General features: G+C 67.2%; 14 protein-coding genes. 5 read left to right on the forward strand and 9 right to left on the reverse strand.

All coding sequences use genetic code 11. The annotated features are described in order from the left end of the window. Nucleotides 1-621, reverse strand: a complete 621-nt coding sequence (gene ccoO / locus IB223_RS17205) for a cytochrome-c oxidase, cbb3-type subunit II (RefSeq protein WP_185894374.1) — start codon at nucleotides 619-621, stop codon at nucleotides 1-3. A gap of 9 nt (nucleotides 622-630) precedes the next feature. Further along, nucleotides 631-2,070, reverse strand: coding sequence for a cytochrome-c oxidase, cbb3-type subunit I (gene ccoN, locus IB223_RS17210; protein ID WP_192202965.1), 1,440 nt, complete (start codon nucleotides 2,068-2,070; stop codon nucleotides 631-633). Between the two features lie 208 nt (nucleotides 2,071-2,278). Between ccoN and IB223_RS17215 the strand changes: the two genes are divergently transcribed. Genes IB223_RS17215 through cydX form a run of 3 tightly spaced genes read left to right on the forward strand, consistent with a single transcriptional unit; the run spans nucleotide 2,279 to nucleotide 5,155 of the window. Continuing rightward, nucleotides 2,279-3,865 (forward strand): cytochrome ubiquinol oxidase subunit I, encoded by a 1,587-nt coding sequence (locus IB223_RS17215; protein WP_192202966.1) that lies wholly within the window; start codon nucleotides 2,279-2,281, stop codon nucleotides 3,863-3,865. A gap of 12 nt (nucleotides 3,866-3,877) precedes the next feature. Then, nucleotides 3,878-5,026, forward strand: a complete 1,149-nt coding sequence (gene cydB / locus IB223_RS17220) for a cytochrome d ubiquinol oxidase subunit II (RefSeq protein ID WP_192202967.1) — start codon at nucleotides 3,878-3,880, stop codon at nucleotides 5,024-5,026. A gap of 9 nt (nucleotides 5,027-5,035) precedes the next feature. Next, the gene (cydX, locus tag IB223_RS17225) at nucleotides 5,036-5,155 is read left to right on the forward strand and encodes a cytochrome bd-I oxidase subunit CydX (RefSeq protein ID WP_192202968.1); all 120 of its coding nucleotides are present in this window, start codon (nucleotides 5,036-5,038) and stop codon (nucleotides 5,153-5,155) included. 6 nt (nucleotides 5,156-5,161) lie between these two features. On the opposite strand, the gene IB223_RS17230 is transcribed toward cydX, so the two are convergent. From IB223_RS17230 to IB223_RS17260, 7 genes are read right to left on the reverse strand one after another with little or no spacing between them, the layout of a single operon-like run. Then, on the reverse strand, nucleotides 5,162-6,778 hold the full coding sequence (locus tag IB223_RS17230) for a family 43 glycosylhydrolase (protein ID WP_192202969.1): 1,617 nt from the start codon (nucleotides 6,776-6,778) through the stop codon (nucleotides 5,162-5,164). 22 nt (nucleotides 6,779-6,800) lie between these two features. After that, nucleotides 6,801-8,474 carry a glycoside hydrolase family 43 protein gene (locus IB223_RS17235; protein WP_192202970.1) on the reverse strand — a complete coding sequence of 558 codons (1,674 nt, stop codon included), beginning with the start codon at nucleotides 8,472-8,474 and terminating at the stop codon, nucleotides 6,801-6,803. A gap of 11 nt (nucleotides 8,475-8,485) precedes the next feature. After that, a complete protein-coding gene (locus IB223_RS17240) occupies nucleotides 8,486-9,397 on the reverse strand; it encodes a 2-dehydro-3-deoxygalactonokinase (protein ID WP_192202971.1) in 912 nt (303 codons plus the stop codon). Continuing rightward, a complete protein-coding gene (locus IB223_RS17245) occupies nucleotides 9,394-10,293 on the reverse strand; it encodes an SMP-30/gluconolactonase/LRE family protein (RefSeq protein ID WP_192202972.1) in 900 nt (299 codons plus the stop codon). The genes IB223_RS17240 and IB223_RS17245 overlap by 4 nt, the downstream gene beginning before the upstream one ends. A gap of 4 nt (nucleotides 10,294-10,297) precedes the next feature. Continuing rightward, nucleotides 10,298-11,449, reverse strand: coding sequence for a galactonate dehydratase (gene dgoD / locus IB223_RS17250; RefSeq protein ID WP_192202973.1), 1,152 nt, complete (start codon nucleotides 11,447-11,449; stop codon nucleotides 10,298-10,300). Then, a complete protein-coding gene (locus IB223_RS17255) occupies nucleotides 11,446-12,069 on the reverse strand; it encodes a 2-dehydro-3-deoxy-6-phosphogalactonate aldolase (protein ID WP_192202974.1) in 624 nt (207 codons plus the stop codon). Before IB223_RS17255 ends, dgoD begins: the two co-directional genes overlap by 4 nt. A 4-nt stretch (nucleotides 12,070-12,073) precedes the next feature. Further along, nucleotides 12,074-12,814, reverse strand: coding sequence for an SDR family oxidoreductase (locus IB223_RS17260; RefSeq protein ID WP_192202975.1), 741 nt, complete (start codon nucleotides 12,812-12,814; stop codon nucleotides 12,074-12,076). 291 nt (nucleotides 12,815-13,105) lie between these two features. Here IB223_RS17260 and IB223_RS17265 point away from each other — a divergent pair, with 291 nt between their 5' ends. Continuing rightward, a complete protein-coding gene (locus IB223_RS17265) occupies nucleotides 13,106-14,107 on the forward strand; it encodes a LysR family transcriptional regulator (protein WP_192202976.1) in 1,002 nt (333 codons plus the stop codon). Nucleotides 14,108-14,408: 301 nt separating this feature from the next. Next, nucleotides 14,409-17,366 (forward strand): TonB-dependent receptor, encoded by a 2,958-nt coding sequence (locus IB223_RS17270; protein ID WP_225591174.1) that lies wholly within the window; start codon nucleotides 14,409-14,411, stop codon nucleotides 17,364-17,366. The last annotated feature ends 63 nt before the right edge of the window (nucleotides 17,367-17,429 follow it).

A 17,429-nucleotide genomic window follows, 5' to 3' on the forward strand; every position in this document is an offset into this window, starting at 1 on the left:
TCAGCCTCCCCTCGGCGCGGCCTTGCCCAGCCCTTGCAGGTAGGCGACCACGGCGTCCAGTTCTGTCCTGCCTTCCACGTCGGTGGCGGCACTGTTGATTTCCTCGTCGGTGTACGGATCGCCGATGCGCTGCAGCGTCTTCATGCGCTGGGCGACTTCGGCGCCGTCCACCTTGGCGTTCTCCAGCCAGGGGAAGGACGGCATGTTCGATTCCGGCACCACGTCGCGCGGGTTGATCAGGTGCACGCGATGCCAGTCGTCGGAATAGCGTCCGCCCACCCGGGCCAGGTCGGGCCCGGTGCGCTTGCTGCCCCACTGGAACGGGCGGTCGTAGACCGATTCGCCGGCCAGCGAATAGTGGCCGTAGCGCTCGGATTCGAAGCGCAGCGTGCGCACCATCTGCGAGTGGCAGTTGTAGCAACCCTCGCGAATGTAGATGTCGCGGCCGGCCAGTTGCAGCGCCGGGTAGGGCTTGACGCCTTCCAGCGGCTTGATCGCCTCGGCCTGGAACATCAGCGGGACAATCTCGGCCAGGCCGCCGAACGACACCGCCACCGCGATCAGCACCGCCATCAGGCCGACGTTCTTCTCGACTTTCTCGTGTGAATTTCCGTTGCTCATGTCGGTTCCTCAGGCGCGCGCTTGGCTGGCATCGGGCGGCAGGATCGGCTGCGGCGCGGTGGACCGGGCCGCCTGGAAGGTCTTCCAGGTGTTCCAGGCCATCAGCAGCATGCCGACGAATACCAGCAGGCCGCCGCCCAGGCGGACCAGGTAGTAGGGATACGTGGCGTTCAGCGCTTCGACGAAGCTGTAGGTCAGCGTGCCGTCGGCGTTGGTGGCGCGCCACATCAGGCCCTGCATCACGCCGGCGATCCACATCGAGGCGATGTAGAACACCACGCCCAGCGTGTGCAGCCAGAAGTGCGTGTCGATGGCCTTGATGGAGAACATCTGTTCGCGGCCCAGCAGCTTGGGCAGCATCGCGTAGACCGAGCCGATGGTGATCATCGCCACCCAGCCCAGCGCACCGGCATGCACGTGCCCGATGGTCCAGTCGGTGTAGTGGCTCAGCGAATTGACCGTCTTGATCGACATCATCGGACCTTCGAAGGTCGACATCATGTAGAACGAGAGCGAGACGATCAGGAACTTCAGGATCGGGTCGGTGCGCAGCTTGTGCCACACGCCCGACAGCGTCATCACGCCGTTGATGGCGCCGCCCCAACTGGGCGCCAGCAGGATCAGCGAGAACACCATGCCCAGGCTCTGCGCCCAGTCCGGCAGCGCGGTGTAGTGCAGGTGGTGCGGGCCGGCCCACATGTAGATGGCGATCAGCGCCCAGAAGTGCACGATCGACAGGCGGTACGAGTAGACCGGGCGGCCGGCCTGCTTCGGCACGAAGTAGTACATCATCCCCAGGAAGCCGGCGGTCAGGAAGAAGCCCACCGCGTTGTGGCCGTACCACCACTGCACCATCGCATCGACCGCGCCGCTGTATACCGGGTAGGAGTGCAGCAGGCCGCTGGGCAGCGCCAGGCTGTTGACGATGTGCAGCAGCGCCACCGCGATGATGTAGGCACCGAAGAACCAGTTGGCCACGTAGATGTGCTTGACCGCGCGCTTGGCGATGGTGCCGAAGAAGAGCACGGCGTAGGACACCCAGACCACCGCGATCAGCACGTCGATCGGCCAGATCAGCTCGGCGTACTCCTTGCCCTGGGTCAGGCCCAGCGGCAGCGAGACGGCGGCGGCCACGATAACCAGCTGCCAGCCCCAGAACACGAACGCGGCCAGTTTGTCGGAGAGCAGCCGCACATGGCTGGTCCGCTGCACCACATGCAGGCTGGTGGCGAACAGGGCGCAGCCGCCGAACGCGAAGATCACTGCGTTGGTGTGCAGTGGGCGCAGGCGGCCGTAGCTCAGCCACGGCAGGTCGAAGTTCAGCGCCGGCCAGTACAGCTGGGCCGCGATCAGCACCCCCACCAGCATCCCCACGATGCCCCAGACCACGGTCATCACCGTGAACTGGCGCACCACCTTGTCGTTGTAAGTCCCCTGGACGCCTTGCATGCGGCCTCTCCTATTCTGGTACGGTGGATTCTCGGGCCCATTCAGGGGGGCCGCATTGATCAGGATCAACCCTTTCCCGACAGCCGGTCGGCTGCGGGGCGCGCAGGATGCCGCAGGGCCGCGCGAAGGGGGGTGCGACAGAAGGTCACCCCCCTCGGCGATGGGCGGGGTCTAGAATCCACCACGGACACCCGGGAGCCGCTACGCCATGCCGGACATGACCGTTGTCGAACTGTCCCGTCTGCAATTCGCGCTGACGGCGATGTATCACTTCCTTTTCGTGCCGCTGACGCTGGGGCTGTCCTTCATGATCGCGATCATGGAGAGCGTGTACGTGATGACCGGGCGCGACATCTGGCGACGGATGACGATGTTCTGGGGCACGCTGTTCGGCATCAACTTCGCCATGGGCGTGGCCACCGGCATCGTCATGGAGTTCCAGTTCGGCATGAACTGGTCCTACTACAGCCACTATGTCGGCGACATCTTCGGCGCACCGCTGGCCATCGAAGGGTTGATGGCGTTCTTTCTGGAAGCGACCTTCATCGGCCTGTTCTTCTTCGGCTGGGACAGGCTGTCGCGCGTGAAGCACCTGATGGTGACCTGGCTGGTGGCGCTGGGCACCAACTTCTCGGCCCTGTGGATCCTGATCGCCAACGGCTGGATGCAGTACCCGGTCGGCGCCGAATTCAATCCCGTCACCATGCGGATGGAAGTCACCGACTTCGCGGCCGTGCTGTTCAATCCGGTGGCGCAGGCCAAGTTCGTGCACACCGTCAGCGCGGGGTACGTGCTGGGCGCGGTGTTCGTGATGTCGATCAGCGCGTTCTACCTGCTGCGTGGACGCCACGCGGACCTGGCCAAGCGCTCGATGGCGGTGGCGGCCAGCTTCGGCCTGGCTGCGGCGCTGTCGGTGGTGGTGCTGGGCGACGAGAGCGGTTACGTGGCCGGCGAGAACCAGAAGATGAAGCTGGCGGCCATCGAGGCGATGTGGGAGACCGAGCCGGCGCCGGCAGGATTCACTGCCTTCGCGATTCCCGACCAGGAAGCGCGCGCCAACCGTTACGCCGTGCACATCCCGTGGGTGATGGGCCTGATCGGCACGCGCTCGTTCAACACTGAAATCCCGGGCATCGGGGAGTTGGTCGAACGCGCGGAGGGCCGCATCCGCAACGGCCAGCTGGCCTACGCGGCGCTGCAGCAGCTGCGCGCCAACCGCGAGGATGTGCAGGCGAAGGCGGTGTTCGACCAGCACTGGCGCGACATGGGCTATGCGCTGCTGCTGAAGCGCTACCGCGAGGATATCGGCAGCGCCACCGACGCGGAGATCACGCGCGCCGCGGCCGACACCATCCCGCGCGTAGCGCCGCTGTTCTGGAGTTTCCGCCTGATGGCGGGCATCGGTTTCTACTTCATCGCGTTCTTCGCGCTGGCGTTCTGGCTGGCGACGGTGCAGAAGCTCGACAAGTACCCGTGGTTCCTGAAGCTGGCGCTGTACAGCCTGCCGCTGCCCTGGCTGGCGATCGAAGCCGGCTGGCTGATCGCCGAGTACGGACGGCAGCCGTGGGCCATCGACGGCGTGCTGCCGACATTCATGGCCGCCTCGGGACTGCAACTGCACCAGGTCGTCATCTCGCTCACCGGTTTCGTGCTGGTCTACACCACGCTGGCGGTCATCGACGTGTACCTGTTGCGCAAGGTGATCCTGAAAGGCCCGGATGACGTGCCCGGCGGCGAACGGCGACCCGACCAGGCAGGCACGCCGCTGGCACCCGCGTCCACGACCGTGGCCTGACAGGAGGACGACATGGACACGATTCCCCTCGACTACGCGACCCTGCGCCTGATCTGGTGGCTGCTGCTGGGCATCCTGCTGATCGGCTTCGCCGTGATGGACGGCTTCGACCTGGGCATCGGCACGCTGTTGCCCGCGGTGGCGCGTACCGATGCCGAGCGCCGGCTGGTGCTGAACGTGGTGGGCCCGGTGTGGGAAGGCAACCAGGTGTGGCTGATCCTGGGCGGTGGCGCGATCTTCGCGGCATTCCCGGCGCTGTATGCAGTCAGCTTCTCGGGCTTCTACCTGGCGATGTTCCTGATCCTGTTCGCACTGATCCTGCGGCCGGTCGGCTTCAAGTTCCGCAGCAAGGTCGAAGACCGGCGCTGGCGGGCGGTGTGGGACTGGGCGCTGTTCGTCGGCGGCTTCGTGCCCGCGCTGGTGTTCGGCGTGGCGATGGGCAACGTGCTGCTGGGCGTGCCCTTCCATTTCGACGACACGCTGCGCATCCATTACAGCGGCGGCTTCTTCGGTCTGCTGTCGCCGTTCGCGGTGCTGTGCGGCCTGGTCAGCGTCGCCATGCTGGTGGCCCATGGCGCCAGCATGCTGGTGCTCAAGACCGACGGGCCGGTGGCGCTGCGTGCGCGGCGCCTCGGCTCGCTGGCGGCGGTGGCGACGGCGGTGTTGTTTGTGCTGGCCGGCGTGTGGGTGGCGAAGGGCGTGGACGGTTATGCCGTGGTGGGAGCGGCCGTGACCGATGCCGCGTCCAATCCGCTGTTCAAGCAGGTGACCAGCGCGCGCGGCGGCTGGATGGCGAACTACCAGGCGATGCCGTGGACCTGGATCTTCCCGATGCTGGGCGTGGCGGGCTCACTGGCCGCTGCCGGGCTGTTGCGCGCCGGGCGCGGCATGGCGGCGTTCCTCGCCTCGGCGCTCGCCATCGCCGGCATCATCCTGACCGAAGGCTTGGCGGTGTTCCCGTTCCTGCTGCCGTCCTCCTCCCATCCCGCATCGAGCCTGACGCTGTGGGATGCGTCTTCCAGCCACCTGACGCTGTTCGTGATGCTGGTGGCTACCGCCGTGTTCCTGCCGCTGGTGCTGCTGTACACCGCCTGGGTTTACCGCGTGCTGCGCGGCAAGGTGAGCCCGGAAAGCCTGGAACAGAACCACAACGCCTACTGAGGAACGACCATGTGGTACTTCTCCTGGATACTCGGCGTCAGCCTCGCGGCCAGCTTCGCCATCCTCAATGGCATGTGGTACGAGATGCGCGAGAACGACCGCGCCAACGAAGCCCGTGGCGTGACGTGACGCGCCTCAGGCGAGCGCGCGGTAGCGGAAGTCGCTGAACTCGACCGTGCCCGTGCCGGCGCTGTAGAGCGCCAGCCGGAGACTGAGGAAGCCGCCGAACACGTTGTGGTGCAGGCCGGAGACTTCCATCCGCGTGTCCAGCCGCTTCCATGTGCGGCCATCGTCGTGCGAGTGGTGCCAGGTGATCACGTGGTCGTCGTTCGTCAAGCGGATGCGTACGCGCCGGGTCGGCATCGATTGTCGCGCCCAGGTCTGTTCTTCGGCGTACTGGAACACGCGCAATCCCGTCGGTGTGAAGCCGAGCCCGACGAAGGCCTTCGGGTTGTAGAACAGCAGCAGGCCGCCTTCGCCTTCACCCACCAAAGTCAGCGTGACCTCCGCCTGGTAGGCGCGGTCGCCGACGATGCAGGCCAGCGGGCTGCCATCGGCAGGCGAAGTGCCGGCGCCGGCGCCGGCGAGGCGGAGCGATTGCGTCCCATAACGGATGCGCTGCATCTCGTCAGGCCGCGGCGCGTGGAAGGCCCATTGCGTGCCGAGCCGGTCGGCAGTGAAATCATCCGACAGCGCCATGCCCGCGCCGCCCGCCAGGCCACCGCGCGGACTCGGCAACGGCCGCGACAGATCGCCGCCGCGTGCGCGGAACCACCCATCGTCGGTCCATTCGACCGGTTCCAGCAGCGTCTGCCGCCCGAGCGTGCGGTACCCATTCTCGTACCCGTGGTAGATCATCCAGCTGTCGCCGGCAGGACCGTCGACCAGCGTCGCGTGTCCGCGCGACCACCAGGGTTCGGCATCGTCCTGCGTGCGCACCAGCGGGTTGTGCGGGCAGTGTTCCCATGGGCCGTGGATCGAACGCGAACGTGCGGCGATCACCATGTGGCCGGTCACCGGGCCGGCGGTGCCGCCGACGGCGGTGACCAGATAGAACCAGTCGCCGCGGCGCGTCAGCTTGGGGCCTTCCGGCGCGAAGTTCTCGGTGATCCAGTCATCCGGGTAACGCCACGGACTGTACGCATGCTCCAGCGCCCCGTCGGTCGCCAGGCCATCGTCGGTGAGCCGCACCTTGCGGATGCCGTTGACGAACAGATAGCGCCGGCCGTCTTCGCCGACCGCGTGGCCGGGATCGATGCAGCCATCGATGTGCAGGTCGACCGGTTCGCTCCAGGGGCCACGGATGTCGTCGGCCCAGATGACGTGGATCTTCCACGCCCCGCCTTTCGCCAGGGAAGGCAGGTAAATGAAATAGCGGTCGCCGTGCTTGCAGAGATCGACGGCCCAGACCGTGCCGACATGCTTGTGCAATGCGGGCCCGAGCGGCGTCCAGTTGACCAGGTCGGCCGAATGCCAGATCACCAGGCCGGGATAGGCATCGAACGACGAGAACGTCATGTAGTAGTCGTCGCCGTCCCTGAGGATCGTGGGATCGGGGCGGTCGCCCGCGACGACGGGATTGAGGTAGGTGCCGTCGCCGAGATCGGCCTTGCGCTGGCCCTCGATGCCGGTGGCGTGCGGTGGCAGCGGCGCCGCGCATGTGCCTGCCGCACTGGCACGCGAAGACAGCGGCCAGGCGACCAGTCCCGCGAGCCCAGCCTTGAACAATCCGCGACGCGAGGTACCCGACATGCGAACTCCCGTGATGGCGCGGTCAGCGACGGACGGCGTAGGGTCCGAAGGTGTTGCCGATGAAGCCGCCGGCCTTGTCCGCACTCAGCAGGCTTGCGTCCAGGTCGGTCGCGACGGATATCCACTCGCCTGATGCCAGCGCGTAATCGGCATCCAGGCGCGGTCCGTCGAGGCGGAAGCGCAGCGTGATCGGCATGGCATTCGCATCCAGCGGGATGCGCGCCAGCCGTTCGCCTTCCTTCGCGCCATCGCGGCGGCTGCGCTGGTACAGCGACACCGCCACGCCGCGCGCGTCGCGTTCGACACCGAGCACGTAGTGGCCGTACTCGTTCTGAATCAGCGCGAGTCCGGCCAGCTCCCCGGGCGCGGGATCGAACGAGGTGATCGTGGTCTCCAGCGTGGCGTTGTGGTGTTGCAGGCGGTGCGCGACGTAGGACGGTTGGCCGGCGGTGGCGCCGAATCCACCGAGCGGCATCGTGCCGGGCGAGAGTGCCAGACCCTGTGCACCGGTGGTGTACCACCTCGTCTTCGGCGGATGCAGCGTCATCCACGACGGCGGCAGCGCCGGCGCATCGAAGCGCTCCGTCCATTTGATCGGCCCACTGGTCGGCAGCGGCTGCGGATTGCGCGGCAGGTCCGGGCGCTTCACGACCATCGGCACGCGCTCGCCACGCGGCAGGATCACCGGCCAGCCGTCCTTCCACGTGACCGGCAGCAGGAAGGTCTCGCGGCCCAGGTTGTACTGGTTGCCACGGTACGGACGCGTGGCAAGGAAGACCGCCCACCACGTGCCGTCCTTGAGTTGCACGAACTGCGCGTGGCCGGTGGACGTCACCGGATCGGGGCGTTTCGGGTCGAGGTCACGCTGGGTCAACGACGGGTTGCCCGGGAACGTTTCGTACGGCCCCGTCAGCTTGCGGCTGCGCCAGACCATCTGCGCATGCTGCTCGCCGGTGCCGCCCTCGGCGGCGGTCAGGTAATACCAGCCGTCGTGCTTGAAGATGTGCGGCCCTTCGATGTGCTCGGGATTCGTCGACGGATCCGCGCCGCCATCCACCAGCAGGATGCGTCCGCCCACGCGCTCGCGCTTGTCGAAGTCGAAGCGCTGCAGCCAGACCGCGCGGTGGCCGTCATAGCGCAGCTTTCCATCGGGCACGTCGTTGTGCACCACCCACGCGCTGCCATCGTCGTCGAAGAACAGCGAAGGATCGATGCCGCTGACGCCGAGCCAGATCGGGTCGGACCAAGGGCCGGCTGGATTTTCTGCCGTCACCACGAAGTTGCCGCGGTCGCAGTAGAAGCAGGTGTTGGCGATGTAGAAGGTGCCGTCGTGGTGGGCGAGGGTGGCGGCGAAGAGGCCGCGTGTCAGTTCTTCCTTGTCGCCGTAGTGGATCTGTTCCGGGCGATGGATCGCGTTGCCGATCTGCGTCCACGACACCAGGTCGGTGCTGTGGAAGACCGGCAGGCCGGGGAAATAACCGAAAGTCGAGGTGACGAGATAGAAGTCGTCGCCCACGCGGATGGCGGACGGGTCCGGATAGAAGCCGGCGACCACCGGGTTGCGGAACTGCGTGGCGTCGACGGATGGGCCACCGTCGTCGCCGGCATAACGGACCTCGCGGAAGACGGCGTCACCCGCCCATGCGGATGCCATCGAAAGAACGCCCATCACCGCCAGTGCGCAACGCGTCAGCATCGTCTGCTTCCTCAGGTGGTGGTGGCGGCGCTCGTGCGGCGTGACCACAGCGCATGCAGGCCGCGTGCGGCCAGGTCTTCGGGGTGTCGCTGCACGCCGACGCCCAGCGTAGTGAGCGCGTGCGCGTACGACGCCAGCAGGCGGTCGTTGCCGATCAGGTGCACCTGTGCGGGACGCGGCGCATGCGAGAACAGACCCGACGCGCGCAGCTCATGGCCGATCAGCAGGCCGGACAGGTACGACGGCAGCGCCGGTTCGGCGAACTGCTGGAACAGGCCGGTGGTGCGTACGCCGAACAGATGGTGCAGCAGGCCGCCCGCATCCGCGCTGCGCTTGAGACCGGCGTCGAACGCATAGCCATCGAAGCGCACGTCGCCGACGGGCATCAGTCGTCCCAGGATGCTGTGCTGGCGCAGGACCGCATAAAGCTCGCCGGTCATCGCGGTCGCGATCCGCTGTACCCTGCCGTCGCGCACCGTGACCCATTTGCTGTGCGTTCCGGGCAGGCAGACCAGGTGCGTGCCGCCCGGCAGCACGTCCAGCAATGCCGCCAGTTGCGTCTCTTCGCCGCGCATCACGTCGGGCACGGTGTCGGAATCGTTGTCGCGCAACCCCGGCACCAGCCACAGCGCCCGGTCGTCGAAGCCCGGAGGCTGGAAGCGCTGCATGCCCAGCGCCAGCGCATGGTTGCCGGCGGGGCACGGCAGGTAGGGCATTTCGTGCCAGCCGCCGCGACCGCCGACCATCCCGCACAGCAGGACGTCGGTATCGTTCCAGCCTGCGATCTCCTGCGCCAGCACGTCGCCGAAACGGCCATCGCAGGCCATCACGCCATGGTCGCTGCGACGGCGCTCGCGGACCTGGCCGTCGTCGGCCATGCGGTACAGGCGCAGGGTGCTGGTGCCCCAGTCGACGGCGATCATGGCAGCCGCACCCGGTCGACATCGCGGGCGAGACGACGGTCGTTGCGATGCGCGAAGACGCCCCCCGACAACGGATGCGTCGCCAGCGCAGCAGCATCCAGTCCAACGCGCGCGCTGGTGACATACAGCAGGTCGTCGCGCAGCGTGCAGCAGGACGGTTGCGATGCCGGCACCCGGACGATGCGGTCGATCCGGCCATCCGGCAGGTATCGCACCACGCGGCCTGCTCCCCACTGTGCATTCCACACCGCGCCTTCTGCATCGACGATGGAGCCATCCGGCTCCGCGCTCGTCAGGTCGAGGTCGACGAACACCGCGATGTCGGACACGCTTGCGGTGGCAGCGTCGTACCGGCAATGCAGGATCTGCGGCGTCACCGAGTCGCAGAAGTACATCCGCGTGCCGCTGGCGTCGAAGCAGATCGAATTCGGAATGGCGGCGCGCGGCAGCGTGAGTTCACGCAGACCATGCGCGGCCGTGTACTGGTGGAAGCGGCCGGTCGGACGCAGGTCAGTGTGTTCGCTCTTCGTGCCGAACACGAAGCCCCCGTGGCGATCCGCGCGGCCGTCATTGACGCGGGTCATCGGGTCGTCCGCTTCGACGTCGGCCAGCTTCTCGAGGGAGAGCTCGCGGCTGGACAGCTGCGCTTCGACATCGCTGGCGTACAGGCCCTTGGCCAGGCCCAGCAGCAGGCGTCCATCTTCGCCCAGTGCCAGGCAGCCGAGCGGGGCGGGCAGCGACCAGGTATGCGTGTGCCCGCTGTCGGGGTCATGTCGCCACAGTTCGGCGGCGAGGATGTCGGTCCAGTACAGCACCCGGCGGCGATCGCACCACAGGATGCCTTCGCCCAGTGCGCAGCGGCTGTCGACGGCCAGGGTCGCCAGCGCCGTCGTCATGGCGTCACCACTCGGCCACGCTGCCATCGGCGTGCCGCCACAGCGGATTGCGCCAGCGCGGCGGCTGCCGGCTCGCTTCGACCAGGCGGGCTTCGTCGATCTCCACGCCCAGGCCCGGTTTTGGCAATGCGGCGATGCTGCCGGTGCCATCGCACCGGAAGTCGTCCTTGTTGAGGACGTAGTCCAGCAGGTCGGCGCCTGCGTTGTAGTGGATGCCGATGCTCTGCTCCTGGAGCATCGCGTTGTGCGACACGAAGTCCACCTGCAGGCAGGCCGCCAGCGCCACCGGGCCCAGCGGACAATGCGGCGCCAGCGCAACGTCGTGCGCTTCGGCCATCGCCGCGATCTTCACGCACTCGGTGATGCCGCCGGCGTGCGACAGGTCGGGCTGCAGGATCGCCAGCCCACCGGCGGCGAGCACCGGCTTGAACTCGGCGCGCGAGTACATGCGCTCGCCCGCGGCCAGCGGAATCGAGGTGGCATCCGACAGCGGCCGGTAGTATTCCCACTGTTCGGGCAGCACGGGCTCTTCGACGAACAACGGCTTGAACGGCGCCAGTTCGCGCAGCAGCACGCGCGCCATCGGCGCACTGACGCGGCCATGGAAGTCGATGCCGAAGTCCACGCGGTCGCCCATCGCCTCGCGGATCGCCGCGACCTTGGCCACCGCGGCGTCGATCGCGCGCGGGCTGTCGATCAGCTTCAGTTCTTCGGTACCGTTGAACTTGAACGTGTCGAACCCGAGCGACTGGTACTGCTGCATCTGCGCGACGATGTCGGAAGGACGGTCGCCACCGACCCAGCGGTAGGTTTTCATGCGGTCGCGCACCAGGCCGCCGAGCAACTGGTACACGGGCACGCCAAGCGCTTTTCCCTTGATGTCCCACAGCGCCTGGTCGATGCCCGCGATGGCGCTCATCAGGATCGCGCCGCCCCGGTAGAAGCCACCGCGATACAGCACCTGCCAGAGGTCGTTGATGCGCGCCGGATCCTGGCCAACCAGATAGTCGGACAGTTCGTGCACCGCCGCTTCCACCGCGTGCGCGCGACCTTCGATGACCGGCTCGCCCCAGCCGGTGATGCCTTCGTCGGTTTCCACCTTGAGGAACAGCCAGCGCGGTGCGGCATGGTAGGTGCTGAGGCGGACGATCTTCATGCGGCGTGGTCCAGGTAGGCCTGCCGGAAACGCCGCGCGTGTTCGCGCGTGCGCTCGACCGGTTGGCCGGGCTTGTAAAGTTCGCCGCCGATGCCGGCGCCCTGACAGCCGGCTGAGAGGTAGCCGGAGAGGGTGTCGGGCGTGACGCCACCGACGGCGAATAGGGGGACGGGTGGCAGCACGCTGCGCAGTGCGCGCACCAGCGCCGGTCCGTGTACGGAAGCCGGGAAAAGCTTGAGCATCTGCGCGCCGGCATCGAGTGCGTCGAAGGCTTCGCTCGCGGTGGCGAAGCCGGCCGCCACCTGCAGGCCGTGCTCCACCGCGTGGCGGATGACCGCCGGACGCGTGTTCGGCGTCACCATCAAGCGGCCGCCGGCCGCCACCAGCGCATCGGCGGACGCCGTGGTCAGCACGGTGCCGGCGCCGATCATCGCGCGCTGGCCGAAGGCGTCCACGGCAATGCGTACGCTGTGCTCCCAGTCCGGCGAATTGGTCGGTATCTCGATCGCGTCGTAGCCTTCCTCCACCAGCGCGCCGACGTGCGCAGGCACCTCGGCGGGCGTGATGCCGCGCAGGATCGCGATCAGCGGCAGAGCGAAGGGGAGGGGGGGGCTGTCCATGCGCTCAGTCGTGGTAGACCTGCGAACGGCCACCATCGATGGCGATGTCGGTGGCGTTGATGAAGCGGGCTTCATCGCTGGCGAGGAACAACGCGGTATAGGCCACTTCCTCCGGCGTGCCGATGCGTTGCGGCGGCAGCAGCGCGGTCTGTTTCTCGCGCGTGCCGGGCTCGCGTTCGAACCAGGCTTCGATGCGCGGCACCAGGATCAGGCCGGGCGAAATCGAATTCACCCGGATGCCGCGCGCGGCGTACTCGATGCCGAGCGAACGGGTCAGGCCGATCAGGCCGTGCTTGGCCACCGGATACGGGAAGCAGCCGGCGATGATCTTGTGCCCGTGTACCGAGGCGATGTTGACGATGGAGCCGGCGCCCTGCGCCAGCATGGCCGGCAGCACGGCACGGCACAGGTGCCATGCGCCCTTGAGGTTCAGCGCGAAGCAGCGGTCCCAGTCTTCGTCCGACAGCGATAGCGGCTCGGAGAACACGTCGGCGCCGGCGTTGTTCACCAGCGCATCGATGCGGCCATGCCGCTCGCGCACGGACTGCACGACGGCATCGACGGCGGCGGCATCCGTGATGTCGGCGAGGTGGTGGGTGACGCCCGCGTCGGTGGAGGTCGCCGGTTGTCGATCGAGCCCGATGACGGTGGCGCCTTCGCGGGCGAACAGGCGCGCGGTCGCCGCGCCGATGCCGCTGGCGGCGCCGGTGACGATGGCGATCTTGCCGGACAGCCGGGTGCTCACGGGCGCGCACCTGCGGGGGGCATGGACGCGACGATGGCGCCGGCACGCGAGGTGCCGTCGGACTGCGATGTCGCCATGGGGCCCTCCTCCCGGCGTTGATCGGATGCGGGATCACCGTGCGGCGTGCCTGTGCCGGCCGTCCGTGGGTGCCCCCGTTGCGGGCGGCCCGATGTCCCGGCCAGCCCGCCCTTGAAGCGTGGCATAGCCTCGCGTGGGCATCTATGTACGACAAATGAAATTTTTGTCATAGGCTATTCCCAGTGCGAATAGGTCATTCGCCCGGAGGTTCCCATGGTCCAACCCACCACCGGCTGGTTCGGCGCCACCCGGCTCAAGACCCGCCATCTCACCCTGCTGCTGCACCTGTACGAGCAGCGGTCGGTCCTGCGTGCCGCCGAGGCCGCCAACATGACCCAGCCCGCGGCGTCCAAGCTGCTGGCGGAGATGGAAAGCCTGCTGGGCGTGCCGTTGTTCGAGCGGCACGCGCGTGGCGTGGAGCCCACCTGGTACGGCCAGGTGCTGATCCGCCGCGCGCGCTCCGCGCTGTCGGAGATCGGGCGCGCCCACGATGAGATCGCCGCGCTGCGCAGCGGGCGGATGGGCCAGGCGTCCATCGGCACGGTGGTGAACCCGGGCACCACCCTGGTTCCCCAGGCGGTTGCCGCGGTAAAGCGCGACTTCCCCGACATCCTCATCAAGGTCGAGATGGACTACAGCCGGCCCCTGGTTGCCAAGCTGCTGGATGGGCAGCTGGACATCGTGATCGGTCGCATCATGGGCCCGGAAGGCGCGGGCGAACTGGACTTCGAGCCGCTGGCGGACGAGCCGCACGCCGTCATCGTGCGCGCCGGGCATCCGCTCACCCGGCGCCCCCGCATCACCCATGCCGACCTGGTGGACTACGGCTGGATCATGCCGCCGGCCGCCAGCGTGCTGCGCTCGCGGCTGGATGCCGTGTTCCTGGAGCACGGCCAGCCGCCGCCGCAGAACATCGTGGAAACCGCCTCGCTGCCGGTGATCATCCACCTGCTGCGCCACAGCGACATGCTCACCGCACTGCCCGCCGAATCCGTGGGCCCGTACCTGCAGACCGGCCAGATGTGCGTGCTGCCGATCGAGCTGGGGGTGCGCATGGAGTTCTTCGGCATCGTGCGCCGCCGCGACCAGTTGCTGTCGCCGGGCGCCGAACGCGTACTGGAGGCGCTGCGGGCAACCGCCCGCCGGCTGTATGCCGAACCGGAGCCGCCGCGTCCTGCAGGTGCACCGCCGCCGGGTGAGGGTTCCCCGGACTGAGCTGGGCCAGCTATTCGGGTTCGATATAGCTGGCGATCAATATTTCATTGGTACGGCATGTCAGCGCCGCCTATGCTCCCGCCGCAGTCACAAAGCGCGGTCCCACGGCCGCCGGTTGATTGTCCGGGTCGGCCAGATGGCTTTCGCCGCCCTGACATCCGCCACGGATGGATCCGCACCACCGACGACCGCGGCCGGAGCCGCAGCCGCCACATGCTTCATCCGGCCGAAAGACGCGAAGACGTCCGCGGATCGGGACCACAACTCAATCGCTTGTCATGTGTCCTGGGAGGGAACATCCATGTCAACGCTCCAGCGCCGCCCTGCGGCGGCCTTCCGTGCCGTCCGCTCCGATGGCCGCAAGCTGCAACCCACCGTCCTCGCCCTGGGCATCGCCATGATGCTGGCCGCGCCTGCGTATGCGCAGGACACCGCGCCCGCCACGCAGCAGGAAGAGACCGCTACCGAGCTCGACGCGGTCGTCGTCACCGGTATCCGCGGCTCCGTCTACCGGGCGCAGGACATCAAACGCGATGCTGACACGTTCGTCGATTCGGTCACCGCGCTCGACATCGGCGCATTGCCGGACCGCAGCGTCACGGAAACACTGTCGCGCATTCCCGGCGTGACCATCGATCGCTTCCTGACGGTCGGCGATCCGGAGCATTTCTCCGCCGAAGGCGGCGGCGTGCAGGTGCGCGGACTGACCCAGGTCCGTTCCGAGTTGAACGGTCGCGACAGCTTCTCCGCGTCCGGCGGCCGCGCGCTGAGTTTCCAAGACGTGCCCGCCGAGCTGATGGCCGGCGTCGACGTCTACAAGAACCAGAAGGCCGACATGATCGAGGGTGGTCTCGGCGGCAGCGTCGACCTGCGCACGTTCATGCCGTTCGACATCGAAGGCAGCCGCTTCGGCATGTCGTTCAGCGCCAACCGCGGTGACTTCGCCGAGCAGGTCAAGCCCGCGGGTTCTGTCCTCTTCAGCAACCGCTGGGACACCGACGCGGGCGAGTTCGGCATCCTGGTCAACCTGGCCCATTCCGAACTGGCGACGCGCACCGATGGCATGTTCGTGCGGCCGTTCTTCAACACCGCCAACTCCGACCTCAACAACGACGGCACCAACGAAAACCTGTGGCTGCCCCGCGGCGCCGACTGGCGCACGCTGGAGTACGAGCGCGAGCGCCAGGGCGCCTACGTCGCCCTGCAATGGCGGCCGAACGACAACCTGGAGCTGTTCGCCACCGCCTTCCAGAGCCGATACGACGAGCTCTGGTACGAAGATGCGATCTTCGTCTCCAACGATCCGCTGCAGGTGCGCGTCGATGCCAGCCAGCCCTACGAATTCGACGGCAACGTGTTCGTGTCGGGTCGCCTGCGGTCGAACGGCGACATCCCGATGGGCACGGACATCCGCGCCTCGCACCGCAAGTCCGACACCACCGACTACTCGTTCGGCCTGAAGTGGCTGTTCAGCGACCGCACCGAGTTCTCCACCGACCTGCAGTACATCAAGGCGAACACCGAGGCGCTGGATTCCACCGTATCGCTGGGCCTCAACGTGCCCTACATCGACATCGACCTGGGCCATGGCGTGCCGCGCATCGGTGTCGACAACCAGTTCACCGCCAACCCCGCGAACTACTACTGGGGGTTCACGATGGACCACCAGGACGACAACACCGCCGACGAAGTTGCCTGGCGCGCGGACCTGAAGCACAGCTTCGACAGCAATTTCTTCGATTCCTTCAAGGTCGGCGTGCGCGTCACCGATCGCGATGCGCACAGCATCGACACCGGCTACGACTGGCAGCCCGTGTTCCAGCCCTGGATGCAGTGGTGGGCGCTGCCGGGCGGCGTGCCGCTGCCGGGCCTGGACCTCAACGGCACGGTCAACTCCAGCCTGACCAACCTGATCACGTTCGATAATTTCTATCGTGGCGGTGCTTCGACGCCGGGCTCGTTCTACTCGCCGGTGCTGGCTACGGCGCTCGGCTTCCCGAACAGCTATCTCGACATCCACGGCGCGGCGATTCCGTACTACCTGCCGGGCGCACCCTACGGGCAGATCACGCCGCGCAACCTCGCGGATCCCCAGTGGGGCAACGTGCAGAACGAGAAGACGTACGCCGCGTACGCGATGCTGAACTTCGCGATGGACGATGCGCGCATCGACGGCAACGTCGGCGTCCGTGTCGTGCGTACGGAGAACAGCGCCGATGGCTACCTCGTGTATCCGAACAACGCGTTCGCGCCGTACCTCGGCACGGGTCAGTCGGAGCCGATTTCCGCGGAGAATTCGTACACCGACGTGCTGCCCAGCGCGAACGTGAAGTGGGAGCCGAGGGAGAACTGGGTCGTCCGCTTCGCCGCGTCCAAGGCCATCGCGCGTCCGGCCTTCAGCGACATGCAGGCCTACCAGGTGCTCAGCGTGGCCGTCCGCGACGGCGTCAATCCGCAGCCGGGCGACCAACTCGGCCCGGAGGACCTGGAGCTCACCGGCAGCTCCACCGACAACCCGTACTTGAAGCCGATGGAGGCCAACCAGTTCGATCTGTCGCTCGAGTGGTACTTCGCACCGGATAGCGGCGGCATGGCCTGGGTGAACTTCTTCTACAAGGACATCAAGGACTATTTCCGCCAACAGACGGAGCTGGTCGCCTACCCGGGCATCGACGGCAACGACTACGACTATCGCGTGTCCCGCCTGGTGAACGTCGGCAAGGCGAAGATCCAGGGCGCCGAGATCGGCTGGAACCAGTTCTTCGACTTCCTGCCGGCGCCGTTCGATGGCCTGGGCATGTCGGCGAACTACACCTACATCGACAGCTCGACGAGCATCCCGGCCGCCTCCAACGCGGTGCCCGTCGACACCGACGGATCGCTGTTCGGCGACCTGCCGGCCGATGGACTGTCGAAGAATTCGTACAACGTCGCGGCGTTCTACGAGAAGGGACCGTGGCAGATCCGCCTGGCCTACAACTGGCGCAGCGAGTACCTGCTGTCGATCGGCCCGAACGGTTACAACGGCGGCGATGGCGGCATCCCGTGGAAGCTGCCGGTATACAGCGACAGCTTCGGCCAGCTCGACGGATCGATTTTCTATCGCTTCTCCGACAATGTGCAGTTCGGCCTCGAGATGAACAACCTCAACAACGCCGAGCAGCGCACGCTGATGGACCAGAACGGCGCCGGCAAGCGCACCACGTCGTGGTACGTCAACGACCGCCGTTACGCCGCGACGCTCCGCTTCACGTTCTGATGCGCGCTTTGCGGGAAGGGCAGCAGAAACCGCCCTTCCCGCATCGCTCGCGGCTATCTGGGT

Origin of the sequence: Pseudoxanthomonas sp. PXM03 (genome assembly GCF_014852005.1) — a bacterium.
GTDB lineage: Bacteria > Pseudomonadota > Gammaproteobacteria > Xanthomonadales > Xanthomonadaceae > Pseudoxanthomonas_A.